Annotated in this window: 22 protein-coding genes and 1 pseudogene; 10 read left to right on the top strand and 13 right to left on the bottom strand. The window is 68.2% G+C overall.

Going from position 1 to position 23,624, the window contains the following annotated elements; all coding sequences use genetic code 11:
• Positions 1-8: 8 nt before the first annotated feature.
• The 5 genes from W7U_RS15115 to hisN form a co-directional block, all read right to left on the bottom strand.
• The gene (locus W7U_RS15115; RefSeq protein ID WP_008259413.1) at positions 9-980 is read right to left on the bottom strand and encodes an NADPH:quinone oxidoreductase family protein; all 972 of its coding nucleotides are present in this window, start codon (positions 978-980) and stop codon (positions 9-11) included.
• A gap of 22 nt (positions 981-1,002) precedes the next feature.
• Positions 1,003-2,001, bottom strand: a complete 999-nt coding sequence (locus tag W7U_RS15110) for an acryloyl-CoA reductase (RefSeq protein WP_008259411.1) — start codon at positions 1,999-2,001, stop codon at positions 1,003-1,005.
• Positions 2,002-2,133: 132 nt separating this feature from the next.
• Positions 2,134-3,339 (bottom strand): acyl-CoA dehydrogenase family protein, encoded by a 1,206-nt coding sequence (locus tag W7U_RS15105; protein ID WP_008259399.1) that lies wholly within the window; start codon positions 3,337-3,339, stop codon positions 2,134-2,136.
• Positions 3,340-3,382: 43 nt separating this feature from the next.
• Positions 3,383-4,780, bottom strand: a complete 1,398-nt coding sequence (locus tag W7U_RS15100) for an acyl-CoA dehydrogenase family protein (RefSeq protein ID WP_008259397.1) — start codon at positions 4,778-4,780, stop codon at positions 3,383-3,385.
• A gap of 80 nt (positions 4,781-4,860) precedes the next feature.
• A complete protein-coding gene (hisN, locus tag W7U_RS15095; RefSeq protein ID WP_008259395.1) occupies positions 4,861-5,646 on the bottom strand; it encodes a histidinol-phosphatase in 786 nt (261 codons plus the stop codon).
• Between the two features lie 33 nt (positions 5,647-5,679).
• Between hisN and W7U_RS15090 the strand changes: the two genes are divergently transcribed.
• Positions 5,680-6,024: a hypothetical protein gene (locus tag W7U_RS15090; protein ID WP_008259393.1), complete on the top strand. Its 345-nt coding sequence runs from the start codon at positions 5,680-5,682 to the stop codon at positions 6,022-6,024.
• Between the two features lie 7 nt (positions 6,025-6,031).
• Here W7U_RS15090 and W7U_RS15085 read toward each other — a convergent pair whose 3' ends face one another.
• The 5 genes from W7U_RS15085 to W7U_RS15065 form a co-directional block, all read right to left on the bottom strand.
• Positions 6,032-7,114 carry a PPE family protein gene (locus W7U_RS15085; protein WP_020823311.1) on the bottom strand — a complete coding sequence of 361 codons (1,083 nt, stop codon included), beginning with the start codon at positions 7,112-7,114 and terminating at the stop codon, positions 6,032-6,034.
• Between the two features lie 48 nt (positions 7,115-7,162).
• A complete protein-coding gene (locus W7U_RS15080; RefSeq protein WP_020823310.1) occupies positions 7,163-8,332 on the bottom strand; it encodes a PPE family protein in 1,170 nt (389 codons plus the stop codon).
• Between the two features lie 446 nt (positions 8,333-8,778).
• Positions 8,779-9,576 carry a slipin family protein gene (locus W7U_RS15075; RefSeq protein WP_008259382.1) on the bottom strand — a complete coding sequence of 266 codons (798 nt, stop codon included), beginning with the start codon at positions 9,574-9,576 and terminating at the stop codon, positions 8,779-8,781.
• Positions 9,573-10,199 (bottom strand): hypothetical protein, encoded by a 627-nt coding sequence (locus W7U_RS15070; protein WP_008259381.1) that lies wholly within the window; start codon positions 10,197-10,199, stop codon positions 9,573-9,575. The genes W7U_RS15075 and W7U_RS15070 overlap by 4 nt, the downstream gene beginning before the upstream one ends.
• 2 nt (positions 10,200-10,201) lie before the next feature.
• Positions 10,202-12,532, bottom strand: a complete 2,331-nt coding sequence (locus W7U_RS15065; protein WP_008259380.1) for a cbb3-type cytochrome c oxidase subunit I — start codon at positions 12,530-12,532, stop codon at positions 10,202-10,204.
• Positions 12,533-12,723: 191 nt separating this feature from the next.
• Here W7U_RS15065 and W7U_RS15060 point away from each other — a divergent pair, with 191 nt between their 5' ends.
• The 3 genes and pseudogenes from W7U_RS15060 to W7U_RS15050 all read left to right on the top strand — a co-directional run bounded on the left by W7U_RS15060 (position 12,724) and on the right by W7U_RS15050 (position 15,909).
• Complete coding sequence (locus tag W7U_RS15060) at positions 12,724-13,530, top strand: universal stress protein (RefSeq protein ID WP_008259379.1); 807 nt, start codon at positions 12,724-12,726, stop codon at positions 13,528-13,530.
• A gap of 24 nt (positions 13,531-13,554) precedes the next feature.
• Positions 13,555-14,205, top strand: a complete 651-nt coding sequence (locus tag W7U_RS15055; protein ID WP_008259378.1) for a response regulator transcription factor — start codon at positions 13,555-13,557, stop codon at positions 14,203-14,205.
• Positions 14,206-14,236: 31 nt separating this feature from the next.
• A pseudogene (locus W7U_RS15050) lies at positions 14,237-15,909 on the top strand (GAF domain-containing sensor histidine kinase).
• Here the strand turns inward: W7U_RS15050 and W7U_RS15045 are convergent.
• Positions 15,889-16,881, bottom strand: coding sequence for an NAD(P)H nitroreductase (locus W7U_RS15045; protein ID WP_014712152.1), 993 nt, complete (start codon positions 16,879-16,881; stop codon positions 15,889-15,891). The pseudogene W7U_RS15050 and the gene W7U_RS15045 overlap by 21 nt on opposite strands.
• 147 nt (positions 16,882-17,028) lie before the next feature.
• Here W7U_RS15045 and W7U_RS15040 point away from each other — a divergent pair, with 147 nt between their 5' ends.
• Positions 17,029-17,430: a group III truncated hemoglobin gene (locus tag W7U_RS15040; RefSeq protein ID WP_008259375.1), complete on the top strand. Its 402-nt coding sequence runs from the start codon at positions 17,029-17,031 to the stop codon at positions 17,428-17,430.
• A gap of 5 nt (positions 17,431-17,435) precedes the next feature.
• On the opposite strand, the gene W7U_RS15035 is transcribed toward W7U_RS15040, so the two are convergent.
• Both W7U_RS15035 and W7U_RS15030 read right to left on the bottom strand, forming a co-directional pair.
• Positions 17,436-17,867, bottom strand: coding sequence for a pyridoxamine 5'-phosphate oxidase family protein (locus tag W7U_RS15035; RefSeq protein ID WP_036429418.1), 432 nt, complete (start codon positions 17,865-17,867; stop codon positions 17,436-17,438).
• A gap of 9 nt (positions 17,868-17,876) precedes the next feature.
• The gene (locus W7U_RS15030; RefSeq protein ID WP_008259373.1) at positions 17,877-19,253 is read right to left on the bottom strand and encodes an FAD-dependent oxidoreductase; all 1,377 of its coding nucleotides are present in this window, start codon (positions 19,251-19,253) and stop codon (positions 17,877-17,879) included.
• A gap of 171 nt (positions 19,254-19,424) precedes the next feature.
• On the opposite strand from W7U_RS15030, the gene prfB reads away from it, so the two are divergent.
• Genes prfB through ftsX form a run of 5 tightly spaced genes read left to right on the top strand, consistent with a single transcriptional unit; the run spans position 19,425 to position 23,622 of the window.
• Positions 19,425-20,537, top strand: a complete 1,113-nt coding sequence (gene prfB / locus W7U_RS15025; RefSeq protein WP_008259372.1) for a peptide chain release factor 2 — start codon at positions 19,425-19,427, stop codon at positions 20,535-20,537.
• Complete coding sequence (locus W7U_RS15020) at positions 20,527-21,504, top strand: mechanosensitive ion channel family protein (RefSeq protein ID WP_051070691.1); 978 nt, start codon at positions 20,527-20,529, stop codon at positions 21,502-21,504. The genes prfB and W7U_RS15020 overlap by 11 nt, the downstream gene beginning before the upstream one ends.
• Positions 21,501-21,995, top strand: a complete 495-nt coding sequence (locus tag W7U_RS15015) for a hypothetical protein (protein ID WP_008259367.1) — start codon at positions 21,501-21,503, stop codon at positions 21,993-21,995. Before W7U_RS15020 ends, W7U_RS15015 begins: the two co-directional genes overlap by 4 nt.
• 43 nt (positions 21,996-22,038) lie before the next feature.
• Entirely contained in the window at positions 22,039-22,728 is a 690-nt protein-coding gene (gene ftsE, locus W7U_RS15010) for a cell division ATP-binding protein FtsE (protein WP_008259365.1), read from the top strand.
• Positions 22,729-23,622 carry a permease-like cell division protein FtsX gene (gene ftsX, locus W7U_RS15005; RefSeq protein WP_008259364.1) on the top strand — a complete coding sequence of 298 codons (894 nt, stop codon included), beginning with the start codon at positions 22,729-22,731 and terminating at the stop codon, positions 23,620-23,622. It abuts the gene before it with no gap.
• Positions 23,623-23,624: the final 2 nt, after the last annotated feature.

Below are 23,624 nucleotides of genomic sequence, written 5' to 3'. Positions count from 1 at the left end.
TACGTCCGTCAACCCCGGACGCGCAGCACGACCTTGCCCTTGGCAGTGCGGTTCTCGAGTGAGGCGACGGCGGCCGCGGCCTCGTCCAGCGGGTAGGTGGCCGGCTCGGGCGGGGCCAGCTCCCCGGAGGTGAGCAGACGTTCGAGGCCGGCCCATTGCTCGGCCAGCGCGCCCGGATGCGTGCCCGCCCACGCGCCCCAGCCCACGCCGACGACGTCAATGTTGTTGAGCAGCAATCGGTTTACCTTGACGGTGGGGATTTCACCGCCGGTGAATCCGACGACCAGCAGTCGTCCGCCGGGGGCGAGCGAGCGCAGGGAATCGGTGAACCGGTCGCCGCCGACCGGGTCGACGACGATGTCGACGCCACGGCCGTGGGTCAGCTCCTTGACCGCGTCCTTGAACCCGTCAGCCAGCACCACGTCCGTCGCGCCAGCGGCCGTGGCGATGTCGGCCTTGTCCTGCGTGCTGACGACGGCGATGGTGCGCGAGGCGCCCAGCGCCGGCGCCAACCGCAGCGCCGAGGTGCCGATGCCGCCGGCCGCGCCGTGGACCAGCACCGTCTCGCCGCGCTGCAACCGGCCCCGCACGGTGAGCGAGAAGTACACCGTCAGGTCGTTGAACAGCAGGCCGGCGCCGGCCTCGAAGCTCACGTTGTCGGGCAGCTTGAACACCCGGTCCGGGGCCAAGATTGCGACCTCGGCCATGCCGCCGGACAGCATCGTGAGGCCGACCACCCGGTCGCCGGGACCCACGTGCGCGCCCGCGGGCGCCGACCGGACCACGCCGGCGATTTCGGCGCCCAGCACAAAGGGCAATTCCGGGCGGTACTGGTACAGGCCGCGGGTGAGCAGGGCGTCCGGGAACGCCACCCCGGCGGCGTGCACGTCGACGACGACCCCCTCACCTGTCGGTTCGTCGATGTCGGCCAACTCGACCGCGTCTGGACCATCGAGCCGAGTCACCCGTACCGCGCGCATGCCAGCAGAGCCTACTGCCGCCTCAAAAGCCGCCGGCGACCCGCACCACGGCCCGGCCGGAGAACTTGCCGGCGCGCACCTGATCGATCACGCCGACGACGTCCTTCACGTCGACGTCGCTGACCAGCGAGTCCAAGTGACGCGGCCGCAACGAATCACCCAGCCGTGCCCACAGCGCGCGCCGCGGCCCGATCGGCATCAGCACCGAGTCCATTCCCAGCAGCGCCACACCGCGCAGGATGAACGGCATCACCGTGGTGTGCAGGGCGGGACCGCCGGTGAGACCGCTGGCCGCCACCGCGCCGCCGTAGTCGATGGTGCTGAGCACATCGGCGAGCGTCGCTCCGCCCACGCAATCCACCCCGCCCGCCCAGCGCGCCTTGCCGAGCGGTCGCGGCTTGGCGTCGGGATCGGCGGGCAGGCGACCGATAACCTCCGCGGCGCCAAGGGTTTTCAGCCGCTCGGCGGCGTCGGCCTTGCCGGTCGAGGCGACGACCCGGTACCCGGCGGCCGCCAGCAGGTCCACGCTGACCGAGCCGACTCCGCCGGTCGCGCCGGTGACGACGATGTCGCCGGCGTCGGGCGCGATGCCCCAGTCGATCAGCGCCTGCACGCTCATCGCCGCGGTGAAGCCCGCGGTTCCGATCGCCGCGCCCTCGTGGGGGCTCAACGCGCCGAGCGCCACCACCTGGTCGGCCGGTAACCGCGCGTATTCGGCGTAGCCGCCGTGGTGGCCGGTGCCGATCGCATAACCGTGGGCCAGCACCGCGTCGCCGACGGCGAAGTCCGGTGAGGTGGACTCGACGACCTCGCCGGTCAGGTCGATGCCGGGCACCACCGGATAGTTGCGCACCACGCCGCCGCCGGGCGTCAGCGCCAGGGCGTCTTTGTAGTTGACGCTCGAATACAACACCCGGATCGTCACGTCCCCGGACGGTAGGTCGTCGGGACGAAGCGTCTCGACCGACGCGGTTATCCGGTCACCATCTTGGCGCGCGACGAGCGCGTGAAACGTGTCCATGCTTCGACGCTAACCTGACCGCAGACCAAAGCGACACTGCCCAATTCCGCCGAACGTGTGCTCAGGGCGAGAAATCAGCAGCAGAAGTCTCGCCGTGGTTGCACGTTCGGCGCGGACGCCGAAACTCGCGAGTTACCTGAGCTCGGCCGAGGACAGGCCCAGCAGTCGGCGCGCGACGACCAGCTGCTGGATCTGTTGGGTGCCCTCGAAGATGTCCAGGATCTTCGAGTCGCGCGCCCACTTCTCCAACAGGGTCTGTTCGGAATACCCTGCGGTGCCGGCCAATTCGACGGACTTGAGGGTCACGTCGGTGACCATCCGGCCGGCCTTGGCCTTGCTCATCGACGCTTCCTTGGAGTTGGGGATCTTGTTGTCGGCCTGCCAGGCCGCCCGCAACGACAGCAGGTAGCTGGCCTCCCAGTCGGCTTCCATTCGCAAGAACTCGGCGGCCGCCGCGCTCTGAACGTGCGCCGGTCGGTCATAAGAGATCTCCACGCCGGCCTCGGTGAGGATCTTGCGAATCTCCTCGAGCGCTGCGCGCCCCACGCCGACGGCCATGGCGGCGACGATGGGCCGGGTGTTGTCGAAGGTCTCCATGACACCGGAAAAGCCTTTGCCGACTTCGATTTCGGGGTTGCCGAGCAGGTTTTCCTTCGGGATGCGGACGTTGTCGAACCGGATGGCGGCGGTATCGGAACCCTTGATGCCCAGCTTGTGCTCGAGCCGTTCGACCGTGACCCCGGGGTGCTCGCGCGGCACGACGAACGACTTGATCGCCGCGCGGCCCTGCGACTTGTCCAGGGTCGCCCACACCACGATGTGCGTGGCGCGCGACCCGGCGGTGACGAAGATCTTCTCGCCGTTGATCACGTACTCGTCGCCGTCCAGGGTGGCGGTCGTCGCGACCGCCGCCGAGTCCGACCCGAAGCCGGGCTCGGTGATCGCCATCGCCGCCCACACCTTGCCGAGGCGTTGCAGCTGCTCGTCGTTCGCGACGGCGGAGATGGCGGCGTTGCCCAGCCCCTGGTAGGGGACCGACAGCATCATCGCGAGGTCGCCCCAGCTGGCTTCCAGCGTCTGGAGTAGCGCGGCCATGTTGGCGCCGTTGTGGTTCTTGTCGCGCTCTTCGTCCTCGCCGCCGAGCGCGTTCGCTCCGGCGAATTCGAATGACTCCGAGGCCCCTTCGAAGAGGCTGAACAGGGTGTCGAGCTCGACCGGGTACGCGTGCTCCTTGAGGTCGTACTTGCGGGCGATCGGCCGCATTAACTCAGCGGCGCCCTGATGCGTCTTGGTCGTGACCGCTTGCATCTTGCGGGGCAGTTCCAGATTGATTGCCATGATTGAACTTTCAGCTCGAATGAGTTAACGACTTAGATGACTGCTAGATGACGACGACACCCTCGGCGACGCCGATGGCCCGCAGGTCGCGGTACCACCGCTCGACCGGGTGCTCCTTGGTGTAGCCGTGGCCGCCGAGCAGCTGAACGCCGTCCAGTCCGATCTGCATGCCCTTGTCGGCGCCGAGCCGCTTGGCCAGCGCCGCTTCGCGGATGAAGGGCAGGCCCTGCTCGGCACGCGCCGCGCCGCGCCAGGTGATCAGCCGCAGCCCGTCCAATTCGATGGCGATGTTGGCGCACATGAAGGCGACTGCCTGGCGGTGGGCGATCGGCTCACCGAAGGCCTCGCGTTCCTTCACGTAAGGGACGACGTAGTCGAGCACCGCGTGCGACGTGCCGACCGTCAGCGCCGCCCAGCCCAGCCGGGACAGCGCGATGGCCTCGGAGTAATCCTGATCCGAGGCGTCGTCCTCGCCGAGGCGCGCGCCCAGCGGCACCGACACCCCGGAGAGCTCGACGTGGCCCAGGGCCGCCGCGCGCAGCCCCATGCTGGGATCGGCTTTCACGGTGAGCCCTTTCGCCGACGACTCGACGATGAACAAGGCCGGCTTGCCGTCGAGCTGGGCGCCGACGATGAAAAGCTCGGCGTCGGCCGCGGCCGGTACCAATGACTTCACGCCGTCGAGGCGGTAGCCACTCGGGGTGCGCACCGCGGTCGTCTTGAGCCGGGTGGGGTCGAAGAGCGGTTGCGGCTCGGCGATGGCCACGCAGGCCTGCGGCACGTTCTCGCCGGCGAATTCCGGTAGGTAGGTCGCCTGCTGATCGGCGCTCCCCCAATGGGTCAGCGCGGAGGCGACGCCGCCCGGCGCGAGCAGCGGCAACGCCAAGCCCATGTCGCCGTAGGCGAGCGCCTCGGCGACCAGCACGTTGGTCACGCTGGAGCGGTGCGCGGCGATGCCGTCGAAATCCTCGGGAATGTTGATCGCCGTGATGCCCAGCTCGGCGGCCTTGGCGATCAGGTCTTGCGGGTAGGTGGCCGCCTCGTCGGCGTCGTGCGCCGCGGGGCGCAGCACTTCTTCGGCGAATTCGTCGAGGGTCTCGACGATCATCTTCTGCTCGTCGTCGGGCGTCAGGTCGAAATAGTCCTTGCCGCTGGACTTGAGCCGGGTCGGCCCGGTGCGCAGATTCTGGACCCGCTTGAACTGCCGAGAAGTCGTGGCGGCCGTAGAGAAAATCGTCTTGGTGCCGTAGCGCAGGGCGCGGTTGAGCGGGTCGCGCAGCTGGTATTTGTCCAGGAACTCCTGGCCGACGAGCGGGGTGATGAGCGCGATGGCGATGTCGACGCCGGTGCGTTTGTGCGGTTGCAGCCCGACCGCGGACTTATGGTCGCGCCGTTTGACGCGCGAGCGGGCGGTTGTTTTTGGTGAACCGGTATCGGTCATGGGTCAGCGGCCTCAGGTTGATGGGCAAGCGGATACAGCCGATCTTACTCCGGAGTAAGATCACAGAGAACACTTGTTAACTAATTCACAGTGAGGCTGCCGAGCACCTGCCCCTGCAGCAGGCCGTTGGTGGCCACGGCGCTGCCATGATGCGGTCCCGCGGTGCCGTCGAGCGCCGTCAGCGTCCCGCCCGCTTCGCGCACCAGGATGTCCAGCGCGGCCAGATCCCATACCGACACTTCCGGCTCGGCGGCGATGTCGACGGCCCCCTCGGCCACCAGGCAATAGGACAGGAAGTCGCCGAACGCGCGCACCCGCCACACGGCATCGGTCAGCGCGATGAAGCGGTCCCGCACGCCCAGCTGCGCCCACCCGGAAAGACTGGAGAACGACAGACTGGCCGAATTCAGTTGCGCCACTGAGGAAACCGATATCCGGCGGGGTGGTGTGCCGTTGAGGGCGACGAACGCGCCGTGGCCGTCCGCGGCCCACCACCGGCGCTGCAACGCCGGGGCGCTCACCACGCCGACGACGGGGACGCCGTCGTGCAGCAACGCGATCAAGCTGGCCCAGACCGGCACCCCGCGGACGAAGTTCTTGGTCCCGTCGATCGGGTCGATGATCCACTGCCGCCCGGTGAAGGCGGTGTCTCCGCCGAATTCTTCGCCGACGATGCTGTCCTTCGGCCGTTCGCGCGCGAGCGCCTCCCGCAGCTCGGTTTCGACCGCGCGGTCGGCATCGGTCACCGGCGTCAGATCCGGTTTGGTGTCAACGCGCAGGTCCAGCGCACCGAATCGGGAGGACGTCAACGAGTCTGCGCGGTCGGCAAGCGTCAGTGCCAGCGCCAGATCCTCGGTGCCACTCATGACGCAGTCTTATCACGGCCCTACGATGGCGGGGTGTGGGAATTCGGACTGCTGATCCTCCTGATCGCGGTGCTGGCGGTATTCCTGGTCCAGCGGTTCGTCCCGCGCGGTCCCCGCGGTGAGCTGCTGAGTGGCACGCTGCTGGTGACCGGAGTCAGCCCGCGTCCCGATGCCACCGGCGAGCAATTCGTCACCATCGCCGGAGTGATCAACGGCCCCTCCGTCAACGAACACGCGGTGTATCAGCGCATGGCCGTCGACGTGGATCAGTGGCCGACCATCGGTCAACTCTTCCCGGTGCTGTATTCGCCCAAGAATCCGGACAACTGGAGAATCGCCCCGCCGACTCCCCCCGCACCGCAGGAGCCGCAGGCCTAGCGGTGCGTCAGCCGGCGGCGGGCGGGCGCGTCATGACCGTGATGCGAACGCCGTAGCGGGGCACCACAAGCGGTGCCCGCCGAACCGTCCCTCCGGGTATGCCAGGGACGCCCGCGGCGGGCCCGGTGCGGGCGAGCTCCTCGGTCGCCGGCAGCCCGGACCACCCGCCGCCTTGCAACGCCGGGACGGGGTCACCCGCCGCGGCGGCCCAACCCGCGGGCACCGACATCGGGCCGATCCGGCCGGCGCGGGCCAGCGCCGCATTGACGTTCCCCAGACCGGACGCGGCGCCGCTGAGCGCGGGAACCTTGGGGAGCGCGGCCGGAACCGCGGCGAGATTCGGCAAAATGCCCAAGTTCTTGTCGGCCTGGATGATTCCGGCGTTGAATCCCTCCGCCGTGAACAGTGATCGGAAGGCGACCTGGGTGCCCAGGATGGTGTCAAGGACGCGAAAGTCGAGCGGGATTTCCGAGGCCCCGGGCGCGGCCTGCGCGCCCGCGTTTGAACCGGTGGTGCTGGCGTCGGCTTGGGCGACGGCGGCGCTTTGGGCGCTCACCCCATCCGGATCGGTGGCTTGGCGCGGGGCGGAGAAGGGCGAAAACTGCACCGCCGCAGTAGAACTGGCGGAATAGCTGTACATCGCGGAAGCGTCCTGGGCCCAGAAATCGGCGTACTGGGCCTCGTTTGCCGCGATCGCGGCGGTGTTCTGCCCGAAGAAGTTCGTTGCCACCAGCGTCGCCAACTGCGTGCGGTTGGCCGCGACCACGGGTGGGGGCACGGTCATGGCGCGCGCCAGCTCGTAGGCCGCCGCCGCCGTCCGGGCCTGCATGGCCGTCTGCTGTGCCCGCTCGGCCGTCGCGTACAGCCATCCAACATAGGGGGCGGCGCTGGCCGCCATCGCCTGGGATGCCGGCCCGTGCCAGTACAGGTTGGTCAGGCCGGACAGCACCGATTCGTACACGGCGGCCGTGATGCTCAACTCGGCGGACACCGAGTCCCAGCTTCCCGCAGCGGCCAACAACGAGCCCGACCCGGGACCCGCGTACATCCGGCCAGAGTTCACCTCTGGAGGTAGAAACCCGAAATCCATTGTCTTACAGCGCTATCAGCTGCGTACAGCGGCCCTGCCGGCGGTGCGTCACCCGGCGGCAGGCGGGCGTGGCATCACCGTGAGCCGCACGCCGTAGCGGGGCGGGACGCCCGCGCCGGCGGTTCGCGAGGCGCCCCCGCCCGGCATGCCGGGGTAACCGGGGTAACCGGACGCCATCGGCTCCTCGGTCCCCGGCAGCGTGGTGAAGCCCGCCGGTGTCAACGGCGAGATGTGGGTGCTCGTCGGTGCGGCCCAACTCGCGGGCACCGACATCGGCCCGATCGAGCCGGCCCGCGAGAGCGTTGCCGTGACGTTGCCCAGCCCCCCGCCGAGGCCCCCACCGAGTCCCGCTGTGGCACCGCGGAGTGCGGGCGCTGCAAGCGCGGGGGCGGCGGCCACGGGCTTGGCGAGGATGCCCAGATTGTTCTCGGCCCCGATGATTCCGGACACGAACTGCTCCATGTTGTACGGGGCGCTGAAGCCGAGGCCCGTTCCTTGAATGGCATCCAGGACCCGGAAGGCGTTGGCATTGGCGTTGGCCGCGTTGGTGGTCGATGCGTCCAAGTAGTAGTAGTTGTTCACCGTCGTTCCGGTGGTGTCGTCCAGCGCCGAAAACGTCTGCGTGACGGCCTTGTTGGCGGCGGCGTTGCTGTTGGCCGCGGTCACGGCGGCCTTCTGGGCGCTCACCCCGGACTCGTTGGTGGAGTTGGTCGCGGGCGCAAACCGCGGCAACTGGGTCGCGGCCGCCGAGGACACCGAGTAGCCGGACATGGCGGCGGCATCCTGGGCCCAATAATCGGCGTACTGCGCCTCGGTGTCCGCGATGGCCGCGGTGTTCTGGCCGACGATGTTCGACGCCACCAGCGCCGCCAGCAGCGTGCGGTTGGCGGTGATCACGGGCGGGGGCACCGTCATCGCATACGCCTGCTCATAGGCCGCCGCGGCCGTCCGGGCCTGCATGGCCGTCTGCCTGGTCTGCTCGGCGGTCACCTGCAGCCACTCGGCGTAGCGGATGGCGGCGAACGCCATCGCCTGCGCTGCGGGACCGCGCCATTGCAGGTCCAGGCCCGAGAGCGCCGATTCGTAGCCCTCGGCGGCCGAACTCAGCTCGGCCGACAGCGCGTCCCAGCTTCCCGCCGCGGCCAACAGCGAGCCCATGCCGGGGCCCGTATACATCCGGGCGGAGTTGATTTCTGGTGGAAGAAAAGCCCAATCCATGTGGATACATCCCCTCAAAGTGCGGTCTGTGGACAGACGCCACTGGCGCCGGCGCTTGCCGCAACGGCGTTGATCAAAGTTGGTGGGGCCGTTCCCAGGCCGGCGTGACAAGCCGGCAAAGCTCATCCCCGCGTCGGGGGACGGGACGGCCGGGCGCGATCGCTCCGCGCCTGCCTAGCGGGCAGCGCGGTACTTATCGAGTTGGCGGACCGTGCGCACAGGGCATCGCGGGAGACCTTCGGTTTTTGGGCCCTTCAAAGGTCGCAGGTGCGGCCGACGTGTGCGGGGTTTTGTGTATTTCACGGCGCCGACCAGGCAGAATTAAGACTACGTTTGCCCATCGTTCATCTTCTGTTCACCGAATCGCCCTCTAGATCTACGCGTGTCGAATATTGAAAGTAATTGACGCGCTTGATATTTGGGCTAACCCCGGCGTCGGCCCGCCGTCAACCGCGGTGGTTGAAGCTGTCGACCACACCCCGCAGCATCTCGGGATTTCGGAGGAACGGCGTGATGATGTCGACCGGCAACGGGAAGACGACGGTCGAGTTCTGATCGGCCCCCAGCTCCAGCAGCGTCTGCAGGTAACGCAACTGCAGTGAGGCCGGGCTCTTCGACAGGGTCTCGGCGGCCTCGCGCAGCTCCTCCGAGGCCTGCAACTCGCCGCGGGCGTTGATGACCTTGGCGCGGCGCTCGCGTTCGGCCTCGGCCTCACGCGCCATCGCTCGCTGCATCGACTCGGGGATCTCGACGTCTTTGATCTCCACGACACGGACCTGGATGCCCCAGGGTTCGGTCTGCTTCTCGATGATCGTGCGCAGGTCGCTGTTGAGGTCCTCGCGGTGGGCGAGCAGCGTGTCCAGGTCCGCCCGGCCCAGCAGCGAACGCAGGGTGGTCTGGGCGATCTGCGAGGTCGCGACCGCGTAATTCTCCACCGCCAGAATCGCTTTCAGCGGATCGGTCACCTGGAACATCACGACGGCGTTGACGCGGGCCGGCACGTTGTCGCGGGTGATCACCTCCTGCGGCGGAATGGTCAGCGTGACCAGGCGCTGGTCGACGCGAATCATCTTGTCCAGAAGCGGAATGAGGAGCCGCAGCCCCGGGGCGTACAGCGGACGTACATGTCCCATCCGGAACACCACCCCGCGTTCGTACTCGCGCAGCACCACCAGCGACCACGTCGCCAGTACCACAAGCACAACGAATCCGGCGGCGATGAGACCGATCACCAGTGTGGTCATGTCGTGTTGTCCTCCTTGGGCTTCCAGCCGCCCCAGCGCGTGGAGTAGCGGTCGATCGCCGCGGCCACCTGATCCTCGATCGCGGTGCGGTGCGGCAGGTGTTCGGGCGCGTTCGACGGAGTGTTCCACAGGTGGCGGACGAGCGGCGCTCCGAGCAGCGCGACCAGCAGCACGGTCGCCATCAGGACCAGCGCGTCCGCTGCCGAGTGGTTGGCGATCAAGGTGGCCAGCGGTAACACGATGCCCAATGCCGCCACGCAGCAAGCGATTCCGCGGTGAAACCGGCCGGCGTCCGAATGCGGCCACGGGTCGATCTCGCGGCTGATCTCGCGTCCGTGCTCGGATGTGGTGCAGTCGGATTTGACGGGGCAGCTGTTGCAGACCACCGGCAGCGCGCGGTACCGCATGACCCGATGCTTGGGATCGAACGACGTCGGCCACAGCCAGTGGTCCTGCGGACATATCCAGGCGTCATGGTCGGGCCGGTAGGAGAATTGGCCTGTGCGCCAGCGCGCCGCGTGCGCCGACGCCCGTCGGGCCATGACGTCGAAACTCCACCCCACGGCCAACAGGGCCAGGGAGTACCCCGCGATCAACCACACCGAGGTCGCCGGCGCGGTCACCGTCAATCCTTCGCCGGCACCGCGGCGCCGGCCCCCGGCTCGACCGCGGCCTGGGTGTACAGCGGACTCTCGGGCAGCTCCTGCGCCGTCGTGCCCGACCGGAAATTGCGCAGCGCGATCCAGGCGATCCAGACGAACGGCAGTACGCCGCCGACGATCAGGATGACGTCACCGGGTAGCCGCAGCCATTCGAGTACCGCGTTGCCCGGCTTGGTGATGTAGCCCAGCGACCTCGCCTCGAAATAGCCGTCGTTGACCGAATGGTAGAGCTGCAGCACGCCCAGCGGCAGCAGGGTGGCGAACACCATCCACGCCAGTCCGATGTTCATGCACCAGAACGAGATTCGCGCCAGCTTCTCCGGCCACTTGTCGGCCGGGATCACGTACCGGAAGGCGAACATGGCCAGGCCGACGGCGAGCATGCCGTAAACACCCATCATCGCCGCGTGCCCGTGGTTGGCCGTCAGGGCGGTGCCGATCTGGTAGTAGGACACGATGGGCAGGTTGATCAGGAACCCGAAGATTCCCGCCCCCAAGAAGTTCCAGAATCCGACCGCGACCAGGAACATCACCGCCCAGCGATGCGGGAACGGGTTGGCGTCGCCGGACTGCTGGCGCGCCCCGAGTTGGAGGAACGCCCAGGCCTCGACGGTCAGGAAGGTCAGCGGAATGACTTCGGCGGCGGAGAAGAATGCTCCCAGCGCCATGTGCTCCACCGGTGTGCCGGAGAAGTACAGGTGGTGCATGGTGCCGATGACGCCGCCGGCCGAGTACAGGATGACGTCGAGGAAGATCACGCCCAGGGCGATCCGCTCGCGCACCACGCCGAGCAGAACGAACATGTAGGCCACCATCACGGTGGTGAACAGCTCGAGGAAGTCCTCCACCCATAGGTGCACGACCCAGAATCTCCAGAAGTCGGCGACGGTGTAGTGGGTGTCGCTGCCGGCCAACAGCCCGACGGCGTAGAAGGCCGGGATGGCCAGCCCGGAGAAGAAGAACAGCCAGGGCATGTTCATCTTCGACTCGGTCTTGAGCCTGCCGCGGATGCCGCGCCAGATGATGGCGATCCACAAGAACATGCCGACGATCAGCAGGACCTGCCACAGCCGCGGCAGGTCGAGGTACTCCCACTGCTGGGAGAACAGCCCGCCCGCGGGGATCACGCCGTAGATGGACAGCGCTTCACAGATCAGCGAGCCGAAGACCACCACGGCGACCGCCCCGAGCAGCGCGTACGCGAGCAACGCCTGACGCCTGGGTTCGCGACGCGCGATGAATGGCACCAAGAAGATGCCACCGGCCAAAAAGGCCGCCGCCGTCCAGAACAGCGAGAGCTGCAGGTGCCAGGTGCGGGCGAGGTTGTACGGCAGCACGCGGGCCAGGTCCAAGCCGAAGAAGTTCGACAGGTCGGCGCGGTAGTGCTCGGCGGCCGCGCCCAGCAGTGTCTGCGCCAGGAACAGCACCGAGACGATGGCGAAGAACCAGATGCAGGCGCGTTGCGCGGGCGTCAGGCTCACCTCGCCGGGTTGGCGGAAGGACAGGGTGGACGACTCGGCGCTGTGCCAGCCGACCTTCTGGCTCCAGCGGCCGTAGACCGCGAACATGATGCCGATGCCGCCCAGCAGGGCGATCAGCGACAGCGCCGACCAGACGATCACCGGAGCGGTGGGGCCGTTGTCGACTCGTGGCTCGGCGGGCCAGTTGTTGGTGTAGGTGTACCGGTGCCCGGGGCGTTCGGCCGCCGCCGCCCATGCCGTCCAGGCGAAGAACCCGGTCAGTTCACGGATTTGCGCCCTGTCGGTGATCATGTGGGGCAGCAGACCGTATTTCGTCGAATTCTCCCCGAAGTAGGCCGCGTACCGGTTCTGGATGTGGTCGAACGCCGCGGCCTGCCGATCGGTGAACACCAACGTCTTGGTCACCGGGTTGTAGCGGTTGGTGCGGAATTCGGTGACCACCCGGTCGCGCGGCTCGCTGACACCCTGCGCCCGCAGTTGATCGGCGACGTCCTGCGTTGCCGCGCGCAGGTATTCGGCGGTGTAGTCGGGTCCCAGGTAGGCGCCGTGGCCGAGCACCGAGCCGTATTCCATCAGTCCGCGCGCCTGGTAGAGCTCCTGCCCGCGGGTGATGTCCTCGCCGGTGAACAGCAGCTGACCGGATTCGCTGACGACCTTGTCCGGCATCGGCATCGACGCCGAATAGGTGCGGTAGGCCAGAATGCCCATCACCAGGAAGCCGAAGATCATGACGAGGGCGACACCCTGGACCCAGCCTTTGCCGACCAGGGGCTGTGCGGACGACGTCTGGGCAGCGGACTCTTCAGTGGCCATTCGGTGAACTCCCTGGTGGACGGCGGGGCTGGTCCGGGTCACGCATGTCAAACCCTAGTTTCGGCCCCACCCGATTGAAAGGGACTTCTGGCACCCAATCGGGGACCAATGCCTCTGGGAGGCGCCCTCGCGCGCCAATAACGTGGGTTCATCAGGGGATTCGTCCCCCCGGCTCGATGAGGGAGGCCGCGATGAGCGACATGAAGGCAGCCCCGACGATCGTCGTCGGCGTAGACGGCTCGAGGGCCGCGACTCACGCGGCGGTGTGGGCCATCGACGAAGCGATCGAGCGGGACATTCCGCTGCGCCTGGTGTACGCCATCGATTCGCGCGACGCGCGCAACGCCCACGATTCCGATGTGGCCTACGCCGCGGCGCGCGCCGCGCTGTTCGACGCGCGCGCGGCCGTCGAGGCGACCGGCCGGCCGGTCAAGGTGGAAACCGAAATCCTTTGGGGGCGGCCACTGACCAAGCTGCTGGACGAATCGCGATGGGCGGCGATGGTCTGCGTCGGATCGCTCGGCCGCAACCACGCGCTGCGCGGGCAGGGGGCGGTGGCCGCGCGCCTGGCCGGATCGGCGCTGTGCCCTGTGGCGGTCGTCCACCAGCCGCCCGGCGCGCCGGCAAGCCCCGCCGTCACCGCCGTCGTCGCCCAAGTGGACAATGGTTCGGTGCTGCGTCACGCGTTCGAGCAGGCCAGGATGCGCGGGGTCGCCCTGCGGGCAATCTGCTTGCGCACTCCCGAGGCGCCGGACGACGTCGTGTACCAAAACCGTTCGGCGCGAGCGCAATTGAGCCGCCGACTGGCCCGGTGGACGCGCCTGTATCCGGACGTGCCCGTCGAATCGGCCGTCGTCCGCGGGGGCGTCGAGCGTTACCTGGCCACCGACGCCGAGCCCGGCCACGTGTTCGTCGTCGACGCGTGCCTCGCCGACAACTTGTGCGGCTCGTACACCGCGAAGAGCTCGATTCTCACCGTACGATGCGGCAACCTATAAGGAACCGATCCCGGGAGCGACGCCTTGGTCAGAGTCTTCTTGGTCGACGACCACGAGGTGGTGCGGCGCGGCCTGATCGACCTGCTGGGCGCGGACCCCGACCTCGACGTGGTCGGTGAGGCGGGCTCAGTCGCCGAGGCGCTGGCCCGGATCGGGGCGGCCAATCCGGACGTCGCCGTGCTCGACGTCCGGTTGCCCGACGGCAACGGTATCGAGCTGTGTCGAGACCTGTTGTCGCGCATGCCCGATTTGCGCTGCCTGATCCTGACGTCGTACACCTCCGACGAGGCGATGCTGGACGCGATACTGGCCGGCGCCAGTGGATACGTCGTCAAGGACATCAAGGGGATGGAGTTGGCCCGTGCCGTCAAGGAGGTGGGCGCGGGGCGCTCGCTGCTCGACAACCGGGCCGCGGCTGCGCTCATGGCGAAGCTGCGCGGCGGCGCCGAGCGCGAGGACCCGCTGTCGGGCCTCACCGATCAGGAGCGCAAGCTGCTGGCGCTGCTCAGCGAGGGCCTGACCAACAAGCAGATCGCGGACCGGATGTTCCTGGCCGAGAAGACGGTGAAGAACTACGTGTCGAGGTTGCTGAGCAAGCTTGGCATGGAGCGCCGCACCCAGGCAGCGGTGTTCGCAACGGAATTGAAGCGCACACGCCCGGACGGGGACCGGTGAGGTGACCACGGCCGATCAGGACGACGCGGGAATGCGGTTGCGCCGCACGCTGTCCCAGCTGCGCCTGAGCGAACTGCTGGTCGAGGTGCAGGACCGGGTGACCCAGATCGTCGAGGGCAGGGACCGGCTCGACGGCCTGCTCGAGGCGATGCTGGTGGTGACCTCGGGGCTGGAGCTCAACGCCACCCTGCGCTCGATCGTGCGGTCGGCGACCAGCCTCGTCGACGCCCGCTATGGCGCCCTGGAGGTCCACGGCGCCGACAACCGGGTGGTGCACTTCGTCTACGAGGGTGTCGACGAGGAAACGGTGCGGCGCATCGGTCATCTGCCCGAAGGCCGGGGGGTCATCGGACTGCTCATCGACGAGCCGAAGCCGCTGCGGCTGGAAGACGTCGCGCAGCACCCGGCCTCGGTCGGGTTTCCCGAAAACCATCCGCCCATGCGGACGTTTCTCGGTGTTCCGGTTCGGTTGCGCGACAACGCTTTTGGCACGCTGTACCTGACCGAGAAGACCAACGGCCAACCGTTCAGCGTCGACGACGAGGTGCTGGTTCAGGCGCTGGCCGCGGCCGCGGGGATCGCGATCGCCAACGCCCGGCTCTACGAGCAGGCCAAGGAGCGCCAGTCGTGGATCGAGGCCACGCGTGACATCGCCACCGAGCTGCTGTCGGGCAGCGAGCCCGCGACGGTGTTCCGCCTGGTCGCCGAGGAGGCGCTCAAGCTGACCGCGGCTGACGCGGCCCTGGTGGCCATCCCGGCGGGTGAGAAGGAGCCCGCGGCCGAGCTGCTGGTCATCGAAACCATCGGCAGCGCAGTCGCTTCCGTCGGCGGCAGCGCGATACCGGTGGCCGGCACGCCGCTCGGTGAGGTGTACACCACGAGCGTCCCGCGGCGCGTCGAGCGCCTCGAACTCGACGGCGTGGACGACGCGGGACCCGCGCTGCTGCTGCCGCTGCGGGCCGCCGACACCGTCGCCGGCGTCGTGGTCGTGCTCCGCCACGGCAGCCCGGGCTCCTTCGGCGACGAGCAGCTCGAGATGATGGCCGCCTTCGCCGATCAAGCCGCCCTGGCGTGGCAGCTAGCCACCTCGCAGCGCCGCATGCGCGAACTCGACGTGCTCACCGACCGCGACCGCATCGCCCGCGACCTGCACGACCACGTGATCCAGCGCCTGTTCGCCGTCGGCCTGGCGCTGCAGGGCACCGTGGCCAGGGCGGCCGAACCCGAAGTGCGGCAACGTCTTTCCGAAGCTATCGACGACCTGCAGGGCGTCATCGGTGAAATCCGCACCACCATCTTCGATCTGCACGGCGCGTCGCAAGGCATCACCCGGCTGCGCCAGCGCATCGACGAGGCGGTGGGCCAGTTCGCCGGCTCCGGACTGCGCACCACTGTGCAGTTCGTCGGGCCGCTGTCGGTGGTCGGCGCCGCGCTGGCCGACCATGCGGAGGCGGTGGTCCGCGAAGCCGTCAGCAACGCCGTCCGTCACGCGCAGGCCACCACCGTGACGGTCCGGGTCGCGGTCGACGACGACCTGACGATCGAGGTGGCCGACAACGGGCGCGGGATGCCGGATCAGTACACCGGCAGCGGCCTGACGAATCTGCGGCGACGGGCCGAACAGGCCGGCGGCCGGTTCGACATCGACGGCGCGCCGGACACGGGGGGACGGTGCTGCGCTGGTCAGCCCCGCTGCTCCAATAGCCCTGCCCACTCGACGATTTCGGATACGTCCCGGCGCGGCGTCGACGGCAGCGGATCGGCGTTGATCGGGGGCCAGCCCACCCGTAGCAGCATCTGCGGGTAGCCGCCGCCGTCGAACACGTCGGCGCGCACGGCCTCGCGCGTCTCGCGGACTTCCAGCGGCTCGGTGATCGGGCAGCACGCCAGCCCCAGCGCCGTCGCGGTCAGGGCGACCATGCTCGTCGCCTCCCCGGCGCGCAGCCGCGACAACCGGTCGTCGCCTTCGGTGCCCAGCGCCAGGATCGCGGCGCCGTCCTCGGCGGGCGACGCGCCGGAGGGGGCCAGCATCGGTTCGGCGAACAGCCGGCCCGGGATCGGGGCGCTGCGGTCCGACGGCGGGGTATTCCTGGCCGGCACCCCTGCCACCGAACCGTAGCGCCCGCTCCACCTGGTGAGCTCCACCAGGTAGTCGTGATTGGTGATGTGGGCCCAGACTGACTGCGCCACAATGTCTTTCATCCGGTCCACCGCATCGACCTGGCGTAGCATGACCCCGCTGCGGGCGGCCCGGGCCGCCATCAGGGCGATGTCGCCCGGCGCCACCGGCCACCAGCTGTAGGCCCGCCGGTCGGTGCGTCGCCGCGGGATGGCCGCGGCCAGCGCGATGTCGACCTGGTCGGGGGAGTGCGGCATCACCTCGACGGCGGCCAGGTAGCCGGCGTCGTCGGGGTCGGGGAGGCGATGCACCTTGGCCTTCCAGCCCAGCGCGGCCAGGGCCACGACGCAGTGATGCAACGCGGCGCCGCAGCTGATCATCAGGTCGCGGCCGTCCGGGTCGGTGTTCTCCAGCTGCCGGTTGGGCTCGCAGTAGAACTCGAGGTCGGCGCCGCCCACCCGCCACCGCCATGGCTGCGTGTTGTGGATCGAGGGCGCCCGCCCGGCCAGCGTCAGCGCCGTCCGGATGGTCACGGCGTCGGGGAAATAGGGATACATGATTGCCTCTCCGGCCTCACGGTGAGCACCCGCGATCATGACCTCCAGCTTCGTGCGTCGACACCGCAGGCGGGAGAGGCGAAAGCCCCGTACACAAGGGACTTTCGGCCCTGCCGCCCACCGGCGCCCGCGGCGGATAGTGGACGCATGGACCTGGCCGACCGGACCGACATCGAGGTGCTGCTGCGACGCTTCTACGAACGCGCGCTCGTCGACGATGTCCTATCCGAGCCGTTCGCGCAGCTGCGCGCGGCCGGGCTGGACGGGCACATCCCCACGATGTGCGACTTCTGGGAGACGGTGCTGTTTCGCGCAGGCCGGTGCCGGGGCAGCGCGCTGAACGTCCACCGCGACATCCACGACCGCACACTGCTGTCGGCCGACCACTTCCGGCGCTGGCTCGACCTTTGGTGTCACACGGTGGACGAGATGTATCGCGGCCCGGCGGCCGAGCGGGCGAAGGTGCAGGCCGCCAGGATCGCGTGGGCGATACACCGCCGGCTGGTGGGCGTGGACGCGCGCGAGCCCGACGCCCTCGTGGCCCGCTGAACCGTTCAGGCGAAGCTCGCGTGCGGGTCCGGCTCCGGCCCGAACCGGAAATGACGACCGGTGACTTCGGTCGGGGTGATCCGCACATAGTGCGGCTTGGGCATGGCCGTCCACGGCAGTAATTGCGCGCGGTCGGCCCTGGCAATGTCCGCGTTGGTTTTCAGCAGCCGAGCGCGACCGCGGACGATGACGCTCCAGCCCTCGACGAGGGTGTGATCGTCCACCTCGAAAACCACCGCGTGGTTCGCCACGGCCGAGAACAGTTTGGTGCCCTCGGCGGTCCGGAACAGCACGGTGCGGTCTTGGGCCACGAAGTTGACCGGAAAGATCTCGGGCTCACCGGCGAAATTGGTGACCAGCCGGCCCAGCGTGACGCTGCCCAACCGATTCCAGCTCTCGTCTTCAGTAAGCACGCTCACCGGTTCGTCGCTCCGCACGATCCCAATCTAGCCGTGGCTGACCCGAAGCAACTTGGCCAAGCTCGGCAGCTTGACGCGGGGGCGCCCGTGCGGCTCGCCGGCCGCCCGCTCGTGGGCGTCGATGAGCTCCCAATGCGCCGAGGTGACCAGTTTGGGCTGGCGCGAGGCCAGCCATTCGGCCAGCTGGTCGGCGTGGTCGTGCGGGAAATCCGCCAGGCCGCCGCCATCGGGGGGGGCGACGCTGGCCAGGTCGGCGAGCAGCGTGTCCACCGTGTCCTGGGAGTCCTTCTTGTTGGTGCCGATGACGCCGGTCGGCCCGCGCTTGATCCACCCGACCACGTATTCGTTGCGGCTCCCGTCGACCCGGCCCCCGCTATTGGGGATCGTCGCGGTCTTCTCGTCGAACGGCAGCCCCGGCGTGGGCACGCCGCGGTAACCGACCGAGCGCACCACCAGCTGCACCGGCAGCTCCTCGCGCTCGCCGGTGTCGTTCGCGGAGACCCGCCCGTTGGCGTCGGTGACGAGCTCGTTGCGGCCGAGCACAATCCGCTCAACCCGGCCCTCGCCCTTGATCTCGATCGGCGAGGTCATGAAGCGCAACACGATCCGGCGATGCCCCGGGCGCGGGGAGCGCTTCGCGTAATCACGCAGCACGTTGATGTTCTGCTTGGCCGTCTTGCCGGCCGCGGCGGCGTCCTCGTCGCTCACGCCCTCGAGCTGCGCAGGGTCGACGATCACGTCGACGTTCTCCAGATCGCCCAGCTCGCGAAGTTCGAGCGTGGTGAACGCGGTCTGCAGTGGCCCGCGCCGGCCGATGACCACCACTTCGTCGACCCCGCACGGCCGCAACGACTCCAGCGCGTGGTCGGCGATGTCGGTCTGGCCCAGCACGTCGGGATCGGTGACCAGGATGCGCGCGACGTCGAGGGCGACGTTGCCGTTGCCGACGACCACGGCGCGCGCGCCCGACAGGTCGGGCGTGGCCTCCTCGAAGTTGGGGTGCGCGTTGTACCAGCCCACGAAATCGACGGCGGCGATGCTGCCCGGCAACTCCTCGCCGGGGATGTTCAGCGCGCGGTCGGACTGGGCCCCGACGGCATAGATGACGGCGTCGTAACGCTCGGCGAGCTCACTGGCTTGCACGTGCTCGCCGACCGAGACGTTGCCGAAGAAACGGAACCGCGGATCTTGGGCCGTCTTCTCGAATTGCTTGCTGATCGACTTGATCTTCGGATGATCGGGCGCGACGCCGGAGCGCACCAGCCCCCACGGGGTGGGGAGCATCTCCAGCATGTCAACGGCGACATCGATGTCCTGCGACGCGTCGGCCGCCTTCAGCAAGGAGGACGCGGCGAAGAACCCCGACGGTCCGGAGCCGACGATTGCAACGTGGTACGGGCGCATTCTCGACCTTCTATTCGGGCCACGTCAGCGCCGGGGGCTTCCAAAATAGGCCGGCGCGCAACGCGGGGCGCACATGATCGTGCCTCGACTCTAAACGCATGACCGCTGGTCGTGACCTCAGCACTCGCCGGTGGCCGAGCAGGCTGGCGGCCCCCGGTAACGTTGTCGGCTGTGGAACCCGACCGTCAAGCCGACATCGCCGCCCTCGACTCCACCCTGACCACGGTGGAGCGGGTGCTCGATGTGGACGGTCTGCGCGCCCGCATCGAGAAGCTCGAACACGAGGCGTCCGATCCTCAGTTATGGGACGACCAGACCCGCGCCCAGCGGGTGACCAGCGAGTTGTCCCACGCCCAGGGCGAGTTGCGCCGGATCGAGGAGCTGCGGGGGCGTCTGGACGACCTTCCGGTGCTGTACGAGCTGGCGGCCGAGGAGGGCGAGGGCGCGGCAGAGGCGCTGGCCGAGGCGGACGCCGAGCTGAAGGCGCTGCAGGCCGAGATCGAGGCCACGGAGGTGCGCACCCTGCTCTCGGGCGAGTACGACGAGCGCGAGGCGCTGGTCACGATCCGTTCCGGCGCCGGTGGGGTGGACGCCGCCGACTGGGCCGAGATGCTGATGCGGATGTATATCCGGTGGGCCGAGCAGCACAAGTATCCCGTCGAGCTGTTCGACACCTCCTACGCCGAAGAGGCCGGCATCAAGAGCGCGACGTTCGCCGTGCACGCCCCGTTCGCCTACGGCACGCTGTCGGTGGAGCAGGGCACCCATCGGCTGGTGCGAATCAGCCCGTTCGACAACCAGAGCCGGCGTCAGACCTCGTTCGCCGAAGTCGAGGTGCTGCCTGTGGTGGAGACCACCGATCACATCGACATCCCGGAAGGCGATGTGCGCGTTGACGTTTACCGCTCGAGCGGCCCGGGCGGCCAATCCGTGAACACCACCGACTCCGCGGTACGTTTAACCCACGTCCCAACGGGTATCGTCGTCACTTGCCAGAACGAAAAATCGCAATTGCAGAACAAGATCTCGGCGATGCGAGTGCTTCAGGCAAAGTTGTTGGAGCGCAAGCGATCCGAAGAACGCGCGGAGCTGGACGCGTTAAAAGGCGAAGGCGGCAGTTCGTGGGGTAACCAGATGCGCTCCTACGTGCTGCACCCCTATCAGATGGTCAAGGACCTGCGGACCGAATACGAGGTCGGCAATCCGGCGGCCGTCCTGGATGGAGACATCGACGGATTCCTGGAAGCGGGAATCCGTTGGCGCAACCGAAAAGATGACGAATAACACAAGCATTCTTGCGGCCTCGATGACGCACCATTGGCACGACTTCTGGCGGGGCGAGATCGGTGAGTGGATCATCACCAGGGGTCTGCGGATCGCCATGGTGCTGATCGCGGCGGTGCTGGCGGCGAGGTTCGTCAACTGGGTGGCACAGCAGGTGACCCGGCAGCTCAACCTCGGCTTCGCCGAAAGCGACGCGCTGGTGCGCTCGGAAGCCTCCAAGCACCGCCAGGCCGTGGCCTCGGTGATCTCCTGGGTATCGGTCGTCATCATCGGCATCTGGGTCATGCTGCAGATCGCCGACGTGCTGCAGTTCTCGGTGGGGGGTCTGGTCGCCCCGGCCACCGTGGTCGGCGCCGCCCTGGGTTTCGGCGCCCAGCAGTTGGTGAGAGACCTGCTGTCCGGCTTTTTCATCCTGGTGGAGCGGCAGTACGGCTTCGGGGATCTGGTCACCCTCACCGTCGTTGCCGCCACGGAAGCCAGCGGCACCGTCGAGAACGTGACGTTGCGGGTGACCCGGCTGCGCTCGCCGGACGGCGAGGTGCTGACCATCCCGAACGGGCAGATCGTCAAGGTGGTCAACCTGTCCAAGGATTGGGCGCGCGCGGTGGTGGACATCCCCGTGTCGACCAGCGCCGACCTGAACCGGGTCAACGAGGTCCTGCACCAGGAATGCGACCGCGCGATGGACAACCCCGTGCTGGGGGCATTGCTGCTGGACGCGCCCACCGTGATGGGCGTGGAGAGCATCGAAGTGGACACCGTCACCTTGCGTATGGTGGCCCGCACCCTGCCCGGCAAGCAGTTCGAGGTCGGCCGGCAGCTGCGTGTCCTGGTCATCCGCGCGCTGGCCCGCGTCGGGATCGTGACGGCGGCGGACGCGCGGGTGGAGCTGGTCGACGACGCGTCCGTCCCGGCCGCCGAACGGCAAACCGACGATGACGTCCAAGGTGCGGGGCAGAAGCGGTGAAATTCACCCTGAACATCCTCGAGAAGCGCGGCGACGACACGGATGCCGAACATCGCTGGCCCAATTACGTCTTCGGCGGGCGGATGCGCACGTCGACCCTCGTGCTGATCATCGCCTTTTTCCTGGTGTGGTGGACCTACGACACCTACCGCCCGGCACCGGCGCCCAAGCCCCCGGCCCAACAAGTTGTGCCGCCGGGGTTCGTGCCCGATCCCAACTACACGTGGGTGCCGCGCAGCCGCGTGCAGCAGCCGCCGGCCACCGTCACCTATACGCCGACCCCGACGACCACGCCGCCGCCTCCACCGCCGCCACCCCCGGTGACCACGACCACCACCACCACCACCACGCCGCCGTTCCAGATGCCGCAGCTGCCGTGCATACTCCCGGCGCCGTTCTGCCCTCCGAGCACGAGCCCGCCCACGCCGACGCCCGAGCAACCGCAGCCGGGCCCCGGTCCGACCCCCACGACGTCGCCCCCGGCCCGTTGACTTCGCCTGCCAGCGAAAATCACCGCTACACTGGCGTGCCGTGATGATCACCCTGGACCACGTCAGCAAGAAGTACAAAAGCGCGGCCCGTCCCGCATTGGAGGACGTCAACGTCAAGATCGACAAGGGTGAATTCGTCTTCCTGATCGGCCCGTCGGGGTCGGGCAAGTCGACGTTCATGCGGCTGCTGCTCGGCGAGGAGAACCCGACCTCCGGCGACATCCGGGTGTCGAAGTTCCACGTCAACAAGCTGCGCGGTCGTCACGTACCGAAGCTGCGTCAGGTGATCGGAACGGTCTTTCAGGACTTTCGCCTGCTGCAGCAGAAGACCGTGTACGAGAACGTCGCCTTCGCGCTGGAAGTGATCGGCAAACGCAGCGACGCGATCAACCGCGTGGTGCCCGACGTGCTGGAAACCGTCGGCCTGTCGGGGAAGGCAAACCGGCTGCCCCACGAGCTGTCCGGCGGCGAGCAGCAACGCGTGGCGATCGCGCGGGCCTACGTCAACCGGCCGCTGGTGCTGCTGGCGGACGAGCCGACGGGCAACCTCGACCCAGATACCAGTAAGGACATCATGGATTTGTTGGAGCGGATCAACCGCACCGGGACGACGGTGTTGATGGCGACGCACGACCATCACATCGTCGACTCGATGCGCCAGCGCGTCGTCGAGCTGTCGTTGGGCAGGCTGGTGCGCGACGAGCAGCGTGGCATCTACGGGATGGACCGCTAAGTGCGCTTCGGCTTCCTGCTCAACGAGGTCCTGACCGGCCTTCGCCGCAACGTCACGATGACGGCCGCGATGATCCTGACGACCGCCATCTCGATCGGGCTGTTCGGCGGCGGCCTGCTGGTGGTACGGCTGGCCGACAACTCCCGGGAGATCTATCTCGACCGCGTCGAGACGCAGGTCTTCCTGACCGACGACATCTCCGCCAACGACGCGACGTGCGCCTCAGCTCCGTGTAAGGCGCTGCGCGAGAAGGTCGATGCGCGACAGGACGTCAAGTCGGTGCGGTTCGTCAACCGGCAGGACGCCTACAACGACGCCATCAAGAAGTTCCCGGAGTTCAAGGACGTCGCGGGCAAGGACTCGTTCCCCGCGTCGTTCATCGTCAAACTCAACAATCCCGAACAGCACGCGGAATTCGACGCAGCAATGCAGGGGCAGCTGGGGGTGCGCAGCATCCTCAACGAGAAGGATCTGATCGACCGGCTGTTCGCGGTGCTGGACGGGTTGCGGGATGCCGCGTTCGCCGTCGCGCTGGTGCAGGCGGTCGGGGCGATCCTGTTGATTGCCAACATGGTGCAGGTCGCGGCCTACACCCGACGCACGGAGATCGGGATCATGCGGCTGGTGGGCGCCAGCCGGTGGTACACCCAGCTGCCCTTCCTGGTGGAGGCGATGCTGGCCGCGTCCATCGGTGTCGCGATCGCGGTCATCGGCCTGATGTTGGTGCGGGCCTTGTTCCTGGACAACGCGCTGAGCCAGTTCTACCAAGCTCACCTGATCGCCAAGGTCGACTACGCCGACATCCTCTATATCTCGCCGTGGCTGTTTCTGCTCGGCGTGTCGATGGCGGCCCTGACGGCGTACGCGACCTTGCGCCTCTATATCCGGCGGTAGCT

Source organism: Mycobacterium sp. H4Y (assembly GCF_000364405.1).
GTDB classification, from domain to species: domain Bacteria; phylum Actinomycetota; class Actinomycetes; order Mycobacteriales; family Mycobacteriaceae; genus Mycobacterium; species Mycobacterium intracellulare.
Note: the sequence above shows the minus strand (reverse complement) of the source record. Positions and strands in the feature narration are given on the sequence as shown.